General features: G+C 45.3%; 13 protein-coding genes. 10 read left to right on the top strand and 3 right to left on the bottom strand.

Translation table 11 applies throughout. The annotated features are described in order from the left end of the window. The first annotated feature begins 192 nt into the window (after nt 1–192). The 4 genes from ASD24_RS08650 to ASD24_RS08630 all read left to right on the top strand — a co-directional run bounded on the left by ASD24_RS08650 (nt 193) and on the right by ASD24_RS08630 (nt 5,137). Nucleotides 193–582, top strand: coding sequence for a GntR family transcriptional regulator (locus ASD24_RS08650; RefSeq protein ID WP_056694484.1), 390 nt, complete (start codon nt 193–195; stop codon nt 580–582). Further along, nucleotides 575–1,477: an ABC transporter ATP-binding protein gene (locus ASD24_RS08645; protein ID WP_056694482.1), complete on the top strand. Its 903-nt coding sequence runs from the start codon at nt 575–577 to the stop codon at nt 1,475–1,477. Before ASD24_RS08650 ends, ASD24_RS08645 begins: the two co-directional genes overlap by 8 nt. After that, complete coding sequence (locus ASD24_RS08640) at nt 1,452–3,479, top strand: hypothetical protein (RefSeq protein ID WP_056694480.1); 2,028 nt, start codon at nt 1,452–1,454, stop codon at nt 3,477–3,479. The genes ASD24_RS08645 and ASD24_RS08640 overlap by 26 nt, the downstream gene beginning before the upstream one ends. A gap of 536 nt (nt 3,480–4,015) precedes the next feature. Then, nucleotides 4,016–5,137, top strand: a complete 1,122-nt coding sequence (locus ASD24_RS08630; RefSeq protein WP_156395385.1) for a hypothetical protein — start codon at nt 4,016–4,018, stop codon at nt 5,135–5,137. 345 nt (nt 5,138–5,482) lie between these two features. Here the strand turns inward: ASD24_RS08630 and ASD24_RS08625 are convergent, their stop codons facing one another. Next, a complete protein-coding gene (locus ASD24_RS08625) occupies nt 5,483–6,676 on the bottom strand; it encodes a MalY/PatB family protein (RefSeq protein WP_056694473.1) in 1,194 nt (397 codons plus the stop codon). A gap of 411 nt (nt 6,677–7,087) precedes the next feature. Here ASD24_RS08625 and ASD24_RS08620 point away from each other — a divergent pair, with 411 nt between their 5' ends. Next, complete coding sequence (locus tag ASD24_RS08620) at nt 7,088–7,774, top strand: stalk domain-containing protein (RefSeq protein ID WP_056694471.1); 687 nt, start codon at nt 7,088–7,090, stop codon at nt 7,772–7,774. A gap of 173 nt (nt 7,775–7,947) precedes the next feature. Here the strand turns inward: ASD24_RS08620 and ASD24_RS30955 are convergent, their stop codons facing one another. Both ASD24_RS30955 and ASD24_RS08615 read right to left on the bottom strand, forming a co-directional pair. After that, a complete protein-coding gene (locus tag ASD24_RS30955) occupies nt 7,948–8,127 on the bottom strand; it encodes a hypothetical protein (RefSeq protein ID WP_235540466.1) in 180 nt (59 codons plus the stop codon). 86 nt (nt 8,128–8,213) lie between these two features. Then, the gene (locus ASD24_RS08615; protein ID WP_056694469.1) at nt 8,214–10,217 is read right to left on the bottom strand and encodes a S9 family peptidase; all 2,004 of its coding nucleotides are present in this window, start codon (nt 10,215–10,217) and stop codon (nt 8,214–8,216) included. Between the two features lie 317 nt (nt 10,218–10,534). Here ASD24_RS08615 and ASD24_RS08610 point away from each other — a divergent pair, with 317 nt between their 5' ends. From ASD24_RS08610 to ASD24_RS08590, 5 genes are all read left to right on the top strand, one after another. Further along, entirely contained in the window at nt 10,535–11,098 is a 564-nt protein-coding gene (locus ASD24_RS08610; RefSeq protein ID WP_056694466.1) for an STM3941 family protein, read from the top strand. A gap of 37 nt (nt 11,099–11,135) precedes the next feature. Then, nucleotides 11,136–12,002, top strand: coding sequence for an aldo/keto reductase (locus ASD24_RS08605; protein WP_056694464.1), 867 nt, complete (start codon nt 11,136–11,138; stop codon nt 12,000–12,002). A 232-nt stretch (nt 12,003–12,234) separates the two neighbouring features. Beyond that, the gene (locus ASD24_RS08600) at nt 12,235–12,648 is read left to right on the top strand and encodes a GntR family transcriptional regulator (protein WP_056694462.1); all 414 of its coding nucleotides are present in this window, start codon (nt 12,235–12,237) and stop codon (nt 12,646–12,648) included. Then, nucleotides 12,641–13,339, top strand: coding sequence for an ABC transporter ATP-binding protein (locus tag ASD24_RS08595; RefSeq protein WP_056694460.1), 699 nt, complete (start codon nt 12,641–12,643; stop codon nt 13,337–13,339). The genes ASD24_RS08600 and ASD24_RS08595 overlap by 8 nt, the downstream gene beginning before the upstream one ends. After that, the gene (locus ASD24_RS08590; RefSeq protein ID WP_056694458.1) at nt 13,336–14,076 is read left to right on the top strand and encodes a hypothetical protein; all 741 of its coding nucleotides are present in this window, start codon (nt 13,336–13,338) and stop codon (nt 14,074–14,076) included. The genes ASD24_RS08595 and ASD24_RS08590 overlap by 4 nt, the downstream gene beginning before the upstream one ends. Nucleotides 14,077–14,098 lie beyond the last annotated feature (22 nt).

Genomic DNA, 14,098 nt, shown 5'->3' with positions numbered 1-14,098 from the left:
GTATTAATAATGATAGTACAGTTGATACACCTTATTATGGTTACATCACATTACATACAGTCAGCGGTCATCAACTTCAAGGCATTGTAGTCCACTGCCATCGGAGTGGCAAGTGTGATGCTCATTCGTTTTTTTGTTCAGAGGGGAAATTCTTCAGCTGGACTTATTATTCTGTTAGAAAGGAGGTGCGGGATGTTCGAATTGGATGTACGCAGCCGTAAGGCGATCTATGAACAACTAGTAGACAAAATCAAAGAAATGATCGTATACGGTGTTCTCCAACCAGATGAGCAGCTTCCTTCCGTTCGCACCCTGTCCGCGCAACTGACGGTGAATCCCAACACCATTCAGAAGGCATACCGGGAACTGGAACGGGAAGGTTACATCTACTCATTACAGGGAAAAGGGAGCTTCGTATCATCTTCCGTGGAACATCCGAATGCAGCCATGAGAGATGAGATTAGAGCAGCTCTGGTGAAGTTAATTGCAGAGGCTTCGTATTCGGGCTTAACCAAAGCCGACATGACGATTTTATTTCAGGAAGCGATGGCCCGTATAGAAAAGGGGGAGCCGAATGATTGAGCTGAAGCAGGTCGTCAAAACATTTCAACAGGAAAAAGCAGTAGATGGCGTCACGATGCAGGTACATAAAGGATCGATCTATGGGTTGCTCGGCTCCAATGGAGCAGGCAAAACGTCGTTGCTCAAAATTATGGCAGGCATTTATCGTCAGGATAGTGGCACGGTTTCCATTGATGGCACTGAAATTGTGGAGAATTTAGACTTGAAGGGTCGCACCATTTTTATGGCAGATGCTCCTTACTTTTTCCCGCAGTCTTCCATTCATCAAATGGCGAATTTCTATCGTTCTGTGTATCCGCGATGGAATGAGGAACGGTTCGTGCAACTAGGCAACGTATTTAAGCTCGATATGAAACGTAAGCTTCATCGCATGTCCAAAGGCATGCGTCGTCAGGCAGCCGTATGGTTGGGCTTGAGCTGTATGCCTGAAATATTGCTGATGGATGAGCCGATTGATGGTCTCGATCCCGTCATGAGACAACAGATCAAAAACTTGCTGTTTCAGGAGGCGGCAGATCGTCAGGTAACGATCATCATCTCCTCCCATAATCTCAGGGAAATCGAGGATCTGTGTGACCATGTAGCTATTATGCATAAAGGCCGAATCATTGTAGAGAAGGATCTAGATGACCTGAAGGCAGATACACACAAAATTCAAGTTGCGTTTCGTCATCCTGATCATGCCCAAGCGGTAGAGGAACATATCGACATTCTGCATGAAGAGAAGCGGGGCAGTGTATCGCTATTCATCGTCAAAGGCAATCGTGAGACGGTGACACAGCGGTTCCAGTCACAAGATCCATATCTGCTGGACGTACTACCACTGACGCTGGAAGAGATATTTATCTATGAAATGGAGGACGCAGGGTATGACATTCAGCCGATTATACTTTAACCGAGGCATCCTGTTCCAAAATTTCAGGCAGCATGGGTGGCTAGGCATTTTGTTTCTGATTGTATTGTTATTTTCCCTCCCACTGCCAATCGGTACGGAGTATCGGGAAGTACCATACGAGATTACAAGTTTGTTCCAGACGAATGGGCAGATGCACCTCTTACTTGCGCTCGCATTTCCAGTTGCTATAGGGCTCTTTCTATTCCGTTATATGCAATCTGGAGCATCCTCGGATGTATATCATAGTTTGCCGCTTAAGCGTAAACATCTATTAACTGCTCATTTGTTCACCGGATTTATGTTAATTCTCATTCCGATCTGGCTGACAACTGCAATTACTGGTTGGGTATGGGGTGTACTGGATGAACCGGCCTACATCTTCACAGGTGATGCGATCTGGATGTGGGGACTGAGCATGAGCATCTATTCGATGTTTATGTTCATGTTGACCGTGGCTGTCGGCATGTGTATAGGTCAATCGATCCTACAAGGGCTCACGGTATATGCACTCATTTTGTTACCGTTGGTGTTCTGGGGAGGATACGAGCTTCACTTGCAACAGCATCTATTAGGATTTCCTTTTGAGCAAGTGGGAGCTGTTCGTACCGATATATCATTGATCACTCGAATGGAATCTATAGGATCAGGCACAATCCTGTGGCCAGAGCTTGTGATATATGCGGTACTTACCGTGGTGTTTATCGCGTTATCATATGTTATCTATGCGAGAAGAAAAGTTGAGTCAGCTACCGAGGCGGTTACGTTCAGAGTGGTCAAACCGATATTCCGATTTGGATTCATGTTTACCATTGTGTTGATTGGTGGAGCTTACTTCACCAGGATTGCTCCACGAGAGTCTCCAGATTGGGGCATCATCGGTTATGTCGTGGGAGCGATCGTTGGTTATATTGGTGCCGAAATGTTGATTCGCAAGACATGGTTAATCTGGAATGGCAAGCTTCTACCTCAGATGGCGCTGTACGGAATCGTGGTGGGATTAGTTTTGTATGTCCCTGTTGCGGACTGGAACGGTTATGCCGCAAGGGTGCCAGCGAAGGAAGATGTTGTGCAAGTTAAGCTTGGTGGAGATGAACGTGTGTATCACAACGGGATCATGGTGAAGGCGGATGATAGTAAACTTTATTCGAATAATCCGGAATTTATTGATGCGATCCTTGCACTCCATCATAAGATCGTAGATTCTGATCTGGATCTATTAGGCAATTTGAATTATATGCAATGGGATGATAGTGAGTTTATTTTCGTGAACTACGAGCTGGCTAATGGCAAAGTTATGAAACGAAGATATCAGATTCCTCAATCGGAATTCGCCCAGGAATTATCGGTACTGAGGGAGATGAAGGATTACAAGGCGGTTCAATACAAGACGTACAAACTGGATGAGGATGTATTGAGCATTGGCATACGGTCGTACTTAAGTGGAGCGCGTAAAACATACATTAGCAATCCACAGCATATTCGTGATTTTCTAGACCTGTTGAAGCAGGATATTTTGGATCAGACGTATGAAGAACAGACGTCACCGTGGGAGTCTTGGGCTAATGCCCAGATTAATCAGGAGTCGGATCTTGATCCTAATTTTCCACGAACATCATGGAATTTTGAGATTAAATCTAGTTATGATCGCGTGTTGACGTGGTTGAAGCAGCAAGAGTTGTATGATCAGCTGAATGTATCAGTAGATGATATTGTGTCAGCACAGTTCGTGAAGCAGGAGTTCGATGGTGGAGGTAATGGAAGAAGCATCTATGCTGACTCAGAGTATATTGATGCGAATCTAGGCGGACATAAACAGGTCGCTACCAAAAATAAAGAAATCATTAGCGATCTCCTCACACGTCAACGAACCGGTTTTTTTGCCAAGGAAGCAGTTAGCGTTTATCAGATCAAGCTCAACACGGTAAGTGGCGAGAACATCTATATGATGCTGAAAGAGGAAGATTTGACTGAAGCGATGCAAGCCATACTCGTTGATCTGTAGACAGTGACGGGGATGTGAAGGGGAAGGGTTCTCCCCAAGGCTAGTGCTTAGCGTTCAATCTGACTTGACCAGACAGAAATGATGGAATATATTAGAAAAAGGGTTGGGTTCGAGAATGAATGGTATCATTCACCGAACCCAGAGAACGGCTGATGTGGGAAGCACCCGCAGGAATAGGCAGATTGCCTATCTTGCGGGTGCTTTTTTGTCGTTTCAGCCGTTTCATACCAGGCATATATCGGTTGAACGTCAACCTTTTTCATTCAACTTATATAGCCGAGATCACACAGAAGTGCGTGTTCAAAAAGGATGGTTTTCAGTACCGAGAAGATGGGATGAAGATAGAAATGGAGTAGCGGAGCGTAGGCAAAACTACGTGAGCAACGGACATTTCGGCTGAATTCCATCTTCGATGCTGAGATGCTGCTCGCGCATCCTTCGTAATCAAAAGCAGACTTTTTGAACAACCTCTAGAAAGGAGTTCATATGTGATGATGCATAGGTTTAAGTCGGAGAGAACGAAGGGGGAGAAGGCAATGCACGAAGAAAGGTACGAACCGAGGTCAAGGTTGAAGAGGGAAGTTAGAGACGAACCAAAACAAGGATCAAAGGAAGAACTGAAGCAAGATCTAAAGCAAGAGTTAAAGGGCGAAGCCAGGTACGAACCCAGGCAAATACTAAAGAGCAAAGCTAGGCACGGAGTAAATCATGGAGCAAGTTATGGCGTAAGTCATCGAGCGATGGGCAAGGTGCCTGGTGAAACGATGGTCAAGCTCCCACAGGGAGCAATCGCAGACATAAGCACTGCTGGTCGTCCGCAGACGAAGCGTATAACTTCCCTGCGTTTACTTGTCCCACTAGTAATTGTGTTTAGCTTGATCCTAAACCTTAGCCTGCTTACAATAACCGAGGCGGCAGGGATTGAACTGGGGGTCACTGCACAGAAGGCTTGGAACGATGTATTAAACAAAGCAGATCGCCAGACAAAAGCATCCTTGCAGCGAGCCTATGAGAACGTGGGGAGCTTGGAAGGACAAGGGAAGACGTGGGAGCAAAAAACGAAAGCACTCCATACGTCCAACATGGCAGAGCTCAAACGACTGCAGGCGAGCATCCGGCAGACCGATGAGAAGAAGATATCGTCATTAACGCTGTCTTTAGAACGTACCCAAGCTCGATACGAGCCGTTATTTGCCCTTTACACCTCGGTGAATAAACAGCTGGATGCAGCCCGAGCGACGAAGAACAAGGAATGGACAGCGGTTGTTCGTGCCCAAGCAGATACATTGAAGCCAGCTGTGCAACTGGCTAGGGAAGAGATCCGAATGAAGAAAAGCGAGCTTGCTGAAGCACGTAAACGGAAAAATACAGAAATCAAACGTTTGCGTAGTATGTTATCAGGTGCTGATTCGGTAAAAAGGCAAATTCAAACAGCCAAAAAACAAGTTTCGCTAACAAAAGAACGTTACTCAAATGCACTGAAACAATTCAAGCAGAGTCTCAAGCAAACCCAGCCTTCACGTGTGCTAAGTTCATTGAATCAACTCGTCTCGGCGACAGAGAAGTGGACAAGTACGAAACAGCATGTGTATACGTTGGAGCAGAAAGTCAGCAACCACTATATTAAAGTCAATCAAGAGTTGGCGAAGAGGAAGTAAAGTAAAAGTAAGGGAATAGGAGAAGAGAAAGGCATAAGTAACGCCAACGGTGACGGGAAAAGCCCATGCAGAGTAGAGCTCAAGTTAAACTCAAATAGAACTCAAGTAGAGCTTGAGCGGCACCATCAGGTGGAGTTGAGATGAAATTTAAATAGCCATCTTCTTCTCTGCAAGCAGATAGAAGATGGCTATCATAAAGATTCATTTTGATCTTCAACATTTATAGTAGTAGCATTCATAGGATTAACAAAAGCAGTACTGCTAACTCGACTTATTATTTCTACCGCTACGATTCTGTTATCCTAAGATGATTCACTTCAATAAATACAAGTCCGAATTACAAACTTATACCGATACTTGGCTGAGTGAATTGACCCAAGCCGTTAGTCTGCGCATAGCTTCTTCAACCGTAGTGCGTGGACATGCAACGTTCATTCGCATAAATCCAGTGCCTTCCGCACCGAAGATAATACCATCGTTAAGGGCAATCTTCGCTTCGTTCAGTAGGGCACTGCTCAGCTCTTCTTGCGTCATGTTCAGCTTACTGAAATCAAGCCATAACAGATACGTTGCTTCTGGCAGATATACCCCAAGTTGAGGGAGATGCTCTGCCGCATATTGCTGTACATATTCCATATTCCCGCGGACATATGCGAGACATTCATCCAACCAGTCTGCACCACCTCTGTATGCTGCTTCGGCAGCTGTAGCGCCTAACGTGCTGATGCTGGACAGTCCCATAATTTTGACTCCCTGTATAAATGATTCTCTCAGCTTGGCATTTGGAATAATAATATTGGATGTGCAGAGCCCCGGAATATTGAATGTTTTGCTTGGTGCCGTGCAGATGATACTTTGCTGGGCAATCGCGTCCGAGATCATAGATAATGGTGTGTGAGCACCTGGCTGATGTACCAGGTCGGCATGAATCTCATCGGAAACGATCAATACATCATATCTAACACATAGTGCAGCAAGCTCTTCCAACTCATGGCGACTCCATACCGTTCCTAATGGATTATGGGGGCTGCATAGAATTAGCATTTTGACCCGACCTGTCTGGAAGCAGGATTCGAGATGTTCTAGATCCATGGTATAGTGACCATTCGTTCCTTTGAGTGGATTAGTCATGAGCTCTCGGCCTTGTCCACGTACGACTTCATAGAAGGGCGCATATACCGGCGTTTGAATAACGACTGCATCACCTGGTGCGGTGAATCGTTGTACAGCAATGCTTAAGGCTGGCACGATGCCGGGGGTAAACACAATCCATTCCTTCTCGATGCTCCAGTTGTGTCTGCTCTCCATCCATCCGATCACGGCCTCATGATATGAATCCGTACGTACCGTATAACCGAAGACGCCGTGTTCCATACGGGATTGCAGCGCCTGAATTACCGATGGTGGGGCAGCAAAATCCATATCGGCTACCCACATCGGCAGTGCCTCCGTAACACCGAAAATTTCCTCTAGTGCGTCCCACTTTTCCGATCCTGTATCAAGACGATGAATTGACTCATCAAAGCTATATTTTTTCATTACATGTTCCCCCTTTTTGTTCCGTTCAGTTCGACCACATTCGACAGACTATTATCTAATAAAATAAGTATTTCTGCAACTTGAGCTCATGCATCTGATCGTGGGTCAGCATGTTACGACATCAGTGTTACTCCGCGCAAGGAAAATACACAGTGTAATTAGTATGACCATGGATATAGTTGCTAATTCGGGACTTTTATCATGGTACATGTTTGCCTAACGAGGGGAGTATATATTGTTAGAAAAGACTATTTTAGTACTCCCGGAGACCTGTTTTAGTGATAATTGAGTTCAAAAGCTGTCATCAGATGGTATTATGATTCCATTCTTTGGTTTAACAACGTATTAACATCAATCAACGCTATGTATTGGGTAATGACATGAATATACTCATTGAGGAGGTTTCACAGGATGAAAAGTAAAAAATGGGCAATCACAGTAGGGGTACTTGGTATGGTGCTAACTGGTTCAGCGGGAGTATATGCAGGTACTCAACTAGAAACGATCAAAGCATACCTGAATCATGGGTTAGCCATTGAGGTGAATGGACAGAAGTTCACACCGACAGGAGAACAGGGGAAGAAGCTGGCTCCGATCACTTACCAAGGGAGTACATACTTACCGGTACGCTCTATAGCTGAGGCATTGAACACAGAAGTTAAGTATGATTCACAGAACAACAAAGTAAGCATTGGTTCAACTAGTTCATCTGGTGCGCCAACAACAGGAAACAGCGGAACAACTGCTCCGTCAACAGGGGCAAATACACAGGCTCAAGGTGTGAAATCCAAATACCTGCCGGCTGATTTCCCATTGCCTAAAGATGCGAAGACCATCTCCCTTGTGGAAAATGTGATGGATGGTAAGAAAAAGGTCAGTCTGACCTATAGCACAAAAGAGACACTAACTGTCCTTGGAGCATCATATCGGGACTACTATCAGAACCAAAATCTTACGCAGAACGTCCAAGACTTAGGTGCTGATGACTTCAGTATCGTGGGACGTGCGGATGGGAAATTTGCTGTATCGATCTCAGGATCATCCTCCAACATTAACGAGGGGGATAACGAGGTCACGGTAGTTTGGGGAGAAGAGTAGAGTAAGTAGAGAATCGTCTGAAGCAGTACAGCCAGATAATATGTATCGGAAGAACACTGGAGTAGGCTTTAGATTGGGTTAATTTAAGGTGTCGTTTGAAATGGAGTAGGTAAAATAGTCACATCAACGCGCCTTTCTCTTTACACGGTCGGTGCTAACGAATCTGAGAGAGCTTATTCGACCGTATCACGGCGAATGGGAATGCTAACGAATCCTAGAACCGTTATATCACCAATGACCACGGAATAGATCTGATTTTTGCGCCCAAAAGGTGTATTAGCGTGTCCACAATTCTTTAGAACTCCCGGAGTGATCGAATACTGCCACAACATCGAAAAACCACGTGAAGTCATCTGTATGATGATCTCAACGTGGTTTTTTTGTTGAGGGTGAGTTCTCCTTTTACCTGATAATCTCAGCTTGGTTCCACTCTTACTATTTAGAGGTGCTCATTAAACCAACCCGCAATATGCTCAAGCCGGCGAACTCTCAGGTGAGGGTGTCCTCCTCTGGACAATTCATGATTAGCGCCTGGGAACCGAATGAGACGTGTCGTCTGTCGACGTCGCTTCAAGGCAATATATAATTGCTCAGCTTGTTCAATCGGGCAGCGTAGATCCTGCTCTCCATGTAGAATAAGCAGTGGGGTTGTTACATTGCCTACATAGGCTAGTGGCGAGTGCTTCCATAACTTCTCCGTATCATCCCAAGCGTTGCCGCCAATCTGATCCTCTGTGAAGAAATACCCGATGTCGCTGACGCCGTAGAAAGAGAGCCAGTTGGATATGGAGCGTTGTGTAACAGCTGCCTTGAATCGATCTGTATGCCCAACAATCCAGTTGGTCATAAAGCCACCATAACTGCCACCAGTAACACCTAGGCGAGTCTCGTCGATAAAGTCATATTGACCAAGGGCATAATCGACAGCTTCCATCAGATCACGGTAATCACCGCCGCCATAATCCCCACGGCAGGCATTCACGAATTGTTGCCCATATCCAAGACCTCCACGAGGGTTAAGATACATTACGGCATACCCTTGTGCGGCAAGGATTTGGAATTCATGCATAAATGTAAAGCCATACATCATATGTGGTCCACCATGGATTTCAAGAATCGTTGGGATTTTGACCCCATCGACCACACCCTGTGGTTTCATGATCCATCCTTGTAGCCGGAGCCCATCCGAAGAGTCAAACCAGAATGTCTCTGGTGAACTAAGTTGGATCTGTTCGGTCAACTGTGGGTTGCTATGTGTCAGTTGAACAGGCTGAGCTTCGATGTCATCCGGTTGAGGATAGAGAAAGAGATCTCCTGGACTCCAAACATCAGCCACGGCTGCAACAATCTGCCCATCTGCAAGTTCAGCAAATTGATAGAATTCTTTTTCGGCCGGTAAAATATAGCGTGACTCGCCGCCATCCCTTGCAAATTTGGCAATCCGAACACTGCCCTCGATCGTTACTAAGCAGAGGATTGACGAACCATCACGGCTGAATATTGGTCCTGTAGGGGTTAAATGGGAGCGCATATCTCCAACGAGACTGTGGCTACACTGCACATCCCAATCTGAATTAAGACACTCTAGTTCACCGCCCGTATGGGGGAGTGAATATAATTTGATAAGCGTAGCATTGTGATAGGAACGGTCACTGGCGAGTAGTGCAATGGATTGTCCATCCGGTGCATAGGTAAGACGGTAGAATGAATACCCTTCCGGCGTTAGCTGCTCAAGCGCTGTTCCGTCGGGCTTCGCACGATATACATGGTTGGTTAGACTGTAATCGTTATGATCTTCGCCTTCTTCTGGCATCTGGGTAATCCACGCGATGCTTGTACCATCCGGAGACCAGGCATACTCTCCAACGTCATAGTGACCTGAGGTAACTTGCGTAGCCTCTCCACGTTCAAGCGGGATATAGAATAGATGATTGCGTCTGCCATTCCATAATCCACCTTGGTCTGATTTCATCCGAATGCGATCTACGATATGCTCTTGTGGTAATTTGTTTTCTGCGGAATCTTCGGTGTCCTTATCGTCTTCAGCTTGCTCATCCACAGAGGATTTAACGAGCAAGGCTTGTCCGTCTGGTGACCAGAGCATCGAACTAACCCCATGCTTGAGATGACTTACGATTCTAGCCTCTCCACCATCGGATGCGATGAGCCAAACTTGGGTCTTCCCATCCTGTTCCCGTAAAAAGGCAAGCTGTGATCCGTCCGGCGACCAGGCAGGAGAGTGATCCTTCTCCCCAGAAGTAAAAGGACGGTCTTGGTGGCTTACGAGATCCAAGAGTCTCAGGTGGGATGAATAACCATCTCGGACGTCATTCGTTTTTCGACTCACATACACCAGTTGTCTGCCTTGAGGAGATGGTGTTGGATCGTTGACCCATGTGATCTGAAACAGGTCTTCCGAAGTCATGCCACGTAAACTATTCATTCTATGTCCTCCCACCCTAATTTGAATGTATTTTCCTAACCTTTCCATTTATATTAACGGAAACAATAGAGTAGGACAACGTCCGTATGCCATTGCAGCTCGATTTTTTCGATTATTCGACAGGATAAAGGAATTGTCTGAATTGTGACGAATTCTACTGTTGAATAGTCACGAAACTGACAAAAATAAGTCCTAACTTACCGTTTAGACAGACGCGAATACGTTTAATTAACAATGCTAATTATGCCATTTGATATAGATATACGACCTATGAACGAGCAACTATTTTTTTGTCGCAATGAAGGGGGAAGACCACATTGTCCACATCCTATGAACAACAACACGTAGAATACCCTAGCCGTAAACGCCTAGCGTGGCTAACAGCAGGGTCAGCAATATTCATTGCAGCCGGTTTATTCTTAATTCTCAGTGATTCGAAGGAAACTGGTGCTTCTACTATTTCATGTGTGGTTGGTGTTGTTTCTATTTTATTTTTTGGCTGTTGCCTATGCTACATTCTGATGAAAATGATCAAGAAAGAGCCTTCATTTGTGGTGGATGAGAAGGGATTTGTTGATTCTTCCTCATATACGTCAGGTGGTTCCATTGCCTGGACAGATGTAGAGAATATTTTTATGTATGAGCTCATGGGACAACCGATGATTGGCATTAAACTTCGGGATGAGAAGGCCTTTCTGGATCGCCAGATGGGTATCAAACGCAAATTAATGACGGTGAATACAAATATGGTGGATGCCACGATAAGCATAGCGCAGAGTAGTCTCACATTACCGTTAGATCAATTATATGTGATGATGGTGGGACGCTGGAAACGGGCCAATCCGTCCGTTACTAACCAACAACCGCCTGAACAAGTATAGATGACACCACAATGGAATCTAATGGGAGGTAATTCGAATGAATCAGGATCGGATCGCTCGTACAGTTCAATTGCCGGATGGTACAACCTTGCCTGCAATTGGTCAAGGTACATGGTACATGGGTGAAAAGGATTCGAGCCGTACGAAGGAAGTTAGAGCTTTGCGAGATGGAATTGAACTTGGAATGACTCTTATAGATACCGCAGAGATGTATGCAGAAGGCGGGGCAGAAGAGGTGACAGGTGAAGCAATCGAAGGTTGTCGTGATGATGTATTCCTGGTGTCGAAAGTGTATCCGCATCATGCAGACCGGCAGCAAATGATTACAGCTTGCGAGAACAGCCTCCAGCGTCTAGGTACAGATCGGATAGATCTCTATTTGCTGCATTGGCGAGGAAGGGTTCCACTTGAAGAAACCGTCGAAGCTATGGAGCAGCTGAAGCAAGCTGGCAAGATTCTGCGCTGGGGTGTATCTAATCTGGATACAGACGATATGCAGGAGTTATGGAACCTACCGGGCGGTAAACATTGTGCAGTGAATCAAGTGTTGTACCATGCTGCATCACGGGGCATAGAATATGATCTATTGCCTTGGTTACGAGAACGGCATGTTCCTGTAATGGCGTATTGTCCTCTTGCACAAGGGGGCAGACTGCGTAAAGAATTACTCGAACATCCAGTCATCCAAGAGATTGCAGAAGCACGGAATGTGACGACTTCCCAGATTGCATTATCTTGGGTCATCCGTGAAGGGGATGTCATTGCGATACCCAAAGCAGTCCAACTAGAACATGTGGCAGATAATGCGGCCGCAATGAATCTTGTGTTGACCCCAGAAGACGAGGCGCGGCTGAATGAGGTGTTCCCTGCACCACAACAGAAAGTTCCTTTGGACATTGTATAATGTGGTGTTTGTTACACCGAGTTTGAGATAGCTGGAATTATCCGCCGTTAATAGCTAAACCTATCTAGAAGTAGCTAATAGTATGTTGTTAGATGAAGAGTAGATCGTTTAGATCTGCTCTTTTTTTGTTTTTTATATCTGAACATAACGACCTAAAATATAGGCTTTACAATACCGGATTACTAGTGTACTATGTAACTAACACACCAATACAGAGGGGAGCGAGAGCTTTGTGAGTATGGAATTTGATAATAACTTACCAATCTATATACAGATCATGCAGTACATCAAGAAGCAGATTGTGACCGGAACACTGCAAGCTGGAGATAAGATTCCTTCGGTACGGGAACTAGCGGCTGAATTGCAGATTAATCCCAACACGGTACAACGTACGTTCCAAGAGCTGGAACGAGAAGAAGTGGTGGAAACGAGACGCGGGCTTGGAAGATATGTGACAAGTGAGGAGTCGAAGATTATGACGATCAAAAAAGAAATGGCTGGAGAATTACTGGAGCGCTTCCTGACAGGTATGCAAGAACTCGGTATTGAGGAGCAGGACATTGTCTCGATTGTGGCAGATGCCGTCGCCGAAGGACAGTCGCAACAGAATAATCCAGCTGGGAAGGGAGGAACGCAGCATGACTAACATTTTGGAGTTGAACCAGATTAGTAAGTTTTATGGCAAAAAGAAGGCTTTGCAAGATGTTACACTTGAGATTGCTCCAGGTCGAATTGTCGGATTGCTCGGCAGTAACGGTAGTGGCAAGAGTACCTTGATGAAGCTGGTTGCCGGGTTGCTGCACCCGACCAGTGGTTCCATTCAGGTCGCCGGCATACCGGTTGGGCTGGAGACGAAGTCGCTTGTATCTTTTATGCCGGATAAGCCATTAACGGAGAGCTGGATGAAAGTGCGTGACGCGATTGCTTATTACCGTGATTTCTATGCTGATTTTGATCAAGAAAAAGCGCGGGAAATGCTTGATTTTATGAAGCTGGCAGAGGGGGAGAAGGTTAAACATCTCTCGAAAGGCATGAACGAAAGACTACAGCTAACACTGGCTCTATCACGTAAGGCTCGTTTATATTTACTAGATGAACCGATTGGTGGAGTTGACCCTGTCGCTCGCGGCAAAATTCTGGATGCTATTGTGAAATTTTATGATGAAGACAGCAGCCTTATTATTTCGACGCACCTGCTGAACGATATTGAACGGATCTTTGACGAAGTCATCTTTATTCGTGAGGGCCAAATGGTACTGCGGGAAGAAGTTGAAACGCTGCGTCTGCAAAACGGAAAAAGTGTGGATGAGATGTTCAAGGAGGTCTATGCCGAATGATGACATTACTGAAGTATGACTTTAAAAGGAATTGGAACACCTTGTTAGCGAGTCTAGTGGCCCTAATTATTCTGCAGGTTGCAGTAGCGCCATTTTTACCAAATGGTGGAGAAGTCATTCTCGCTATTGTCTCATATACAGCGGTAGGTATAGCAACCTTTGTCAAAATGATCAAGACGTATTGGTCTAATATTCGAGCCTATAATCGTCGTCTCGTTCCTGTGTCAGGGTTGTCCCATGTGTTATCTCCACTGCTCTTTGGGGCGATATGTGGGTTGGTGTTGGCGGTGATTGGTACGATTCACCTTTTGATCTATGATTCGTTGAACTCAAGAATTGATATCATGTACTTTATCAACATGAGTGGAATGGACTTTTCAAGTATTATCGCTGTTATTCTGCTCGGTCTTTGGGTGATCTTGTTTATGTCGGTCATCATCTTCCTCTCCATCTCGATTGCGGGCAGCTTCCGCTGGATATCGGGACCATGGATTGGACTTGTTGCTTATTTCATCATTACCTCAGTCCTTAGCTGGGTTGAGAATGTTATTTTTTCAGGTGTAGTTAGCCCACTGCAAATATTTAACTTTACGGAGGAAAGCACTGGAATAACGTTCACTTCTAATGGGCCTGTATGGGGAAATGTGATGTGGGGAAGTACAATTTTTGAAGTCGTTGTAGCCATCGGATGTGTGGCCTTAACGGTGTATCTGAATAATAAAAAAGTTGAAGTATAGTCATAAGTAACATGTAATAGAT

Origin of the sequence: Paenibacillus sp. Root52 (assembly GCF_001426865.1) — a bacterium.
In the GTDB taxonomy this organism is placed as follows: domain Bacteria; phylum Bacillota; class Bacilli; order Paenibacillales; family Paenibacillaceae; genus Paenibacillus.
The sequence above is the reverse complement of the archived record's forward strand: the minus strand, read 5'-3'. Positions and strand labels throughout refer to the sequence as shown.

What these genes read in the sequence shown, in the direction of transcription:
- ASD24_RS08650 (WP_056694484.1), top strand. Translation starts at nt 193, where the DNA reads ATGTTCGAATTGGATGTACGCAGCCGTAAGGCGATCTATGAACAACTA.
- ASD24_RS08645 (WP_056694482.1), top strand. Translation starts at nt 575, where the DNA reads ATGATTGAGCTGAAGCAGGTCGTCAAAACATTTCAACAGGAAAAAGCA.
- ASD24_RS08640 (WP_056694480.1), top strand. Translation starts at nt 1,452, where the DNA reads ATGACATTCAGCCGATTATACTTTAACCGAGGCATCCTGTTCCAAAAT.
- ASD24_RS08630 (WP_156395385.1), top strand. Translation starts at nt 4,016, where the DNA reads ATGCACGAAGAAAGGTACGAACCGAGGTCAAGGTTGAAGAGGGAAGTT.
- ASD24_RS08625 (WP_056694473.1), bottom strand. Translation starts at nt 6,676, where the DNA reads ATGAAAAAATATAGCTTTGATGAGTCAATTCATCGTCTTGATACAGGA.
- ASD24_RS08620 (WP_056694471.1), top strand. Translation starts at nt 7,088, where the DNA reads ATGAAAAGTAAAAAATGGGCAATCACAGTAGGGGTACTTGGTATGGTG.
- ASD24_RS30955 (WP_235540466.1), bottom strand. Translation starts at nt 8,127, where the DNA reads ATGACTTCACGTGGTTTTTCGATGTTGTGGCAGTATTCGATCACTCCG.
- ASD24_RS08615 (WP_056694469.1), bottom strand. Translation starts at nt 10,217, where the DNA reads ATGAATAGTTTACGTGGCATGACTTCGGAAGACCTGTTTCAGATCACA.
- ASD24_RS08605 (WP_056694464.1), top strand. Translation starts at nt 11,136, where the DNA reads ATGAATCAGGATCGGATCGCTCGTACAGTTCAATTGCCGGATGGTACA.
- ASD24_RS08595 (WP_056694460.1), top strand. Translation starts at nt 12,641, where the DNA reads ATGACTAACATTTTGGAGTTGAACCAGATTAGTAAGTTTTATGGCAAA.
- ASD24_RS08590 (WP_056694458.1), top strand. Translation starts at nt 13,336, where the DNA reads ATGATGACATTACTGAAGTATGACTTTAAAAGGAATTGGAACACCTTG.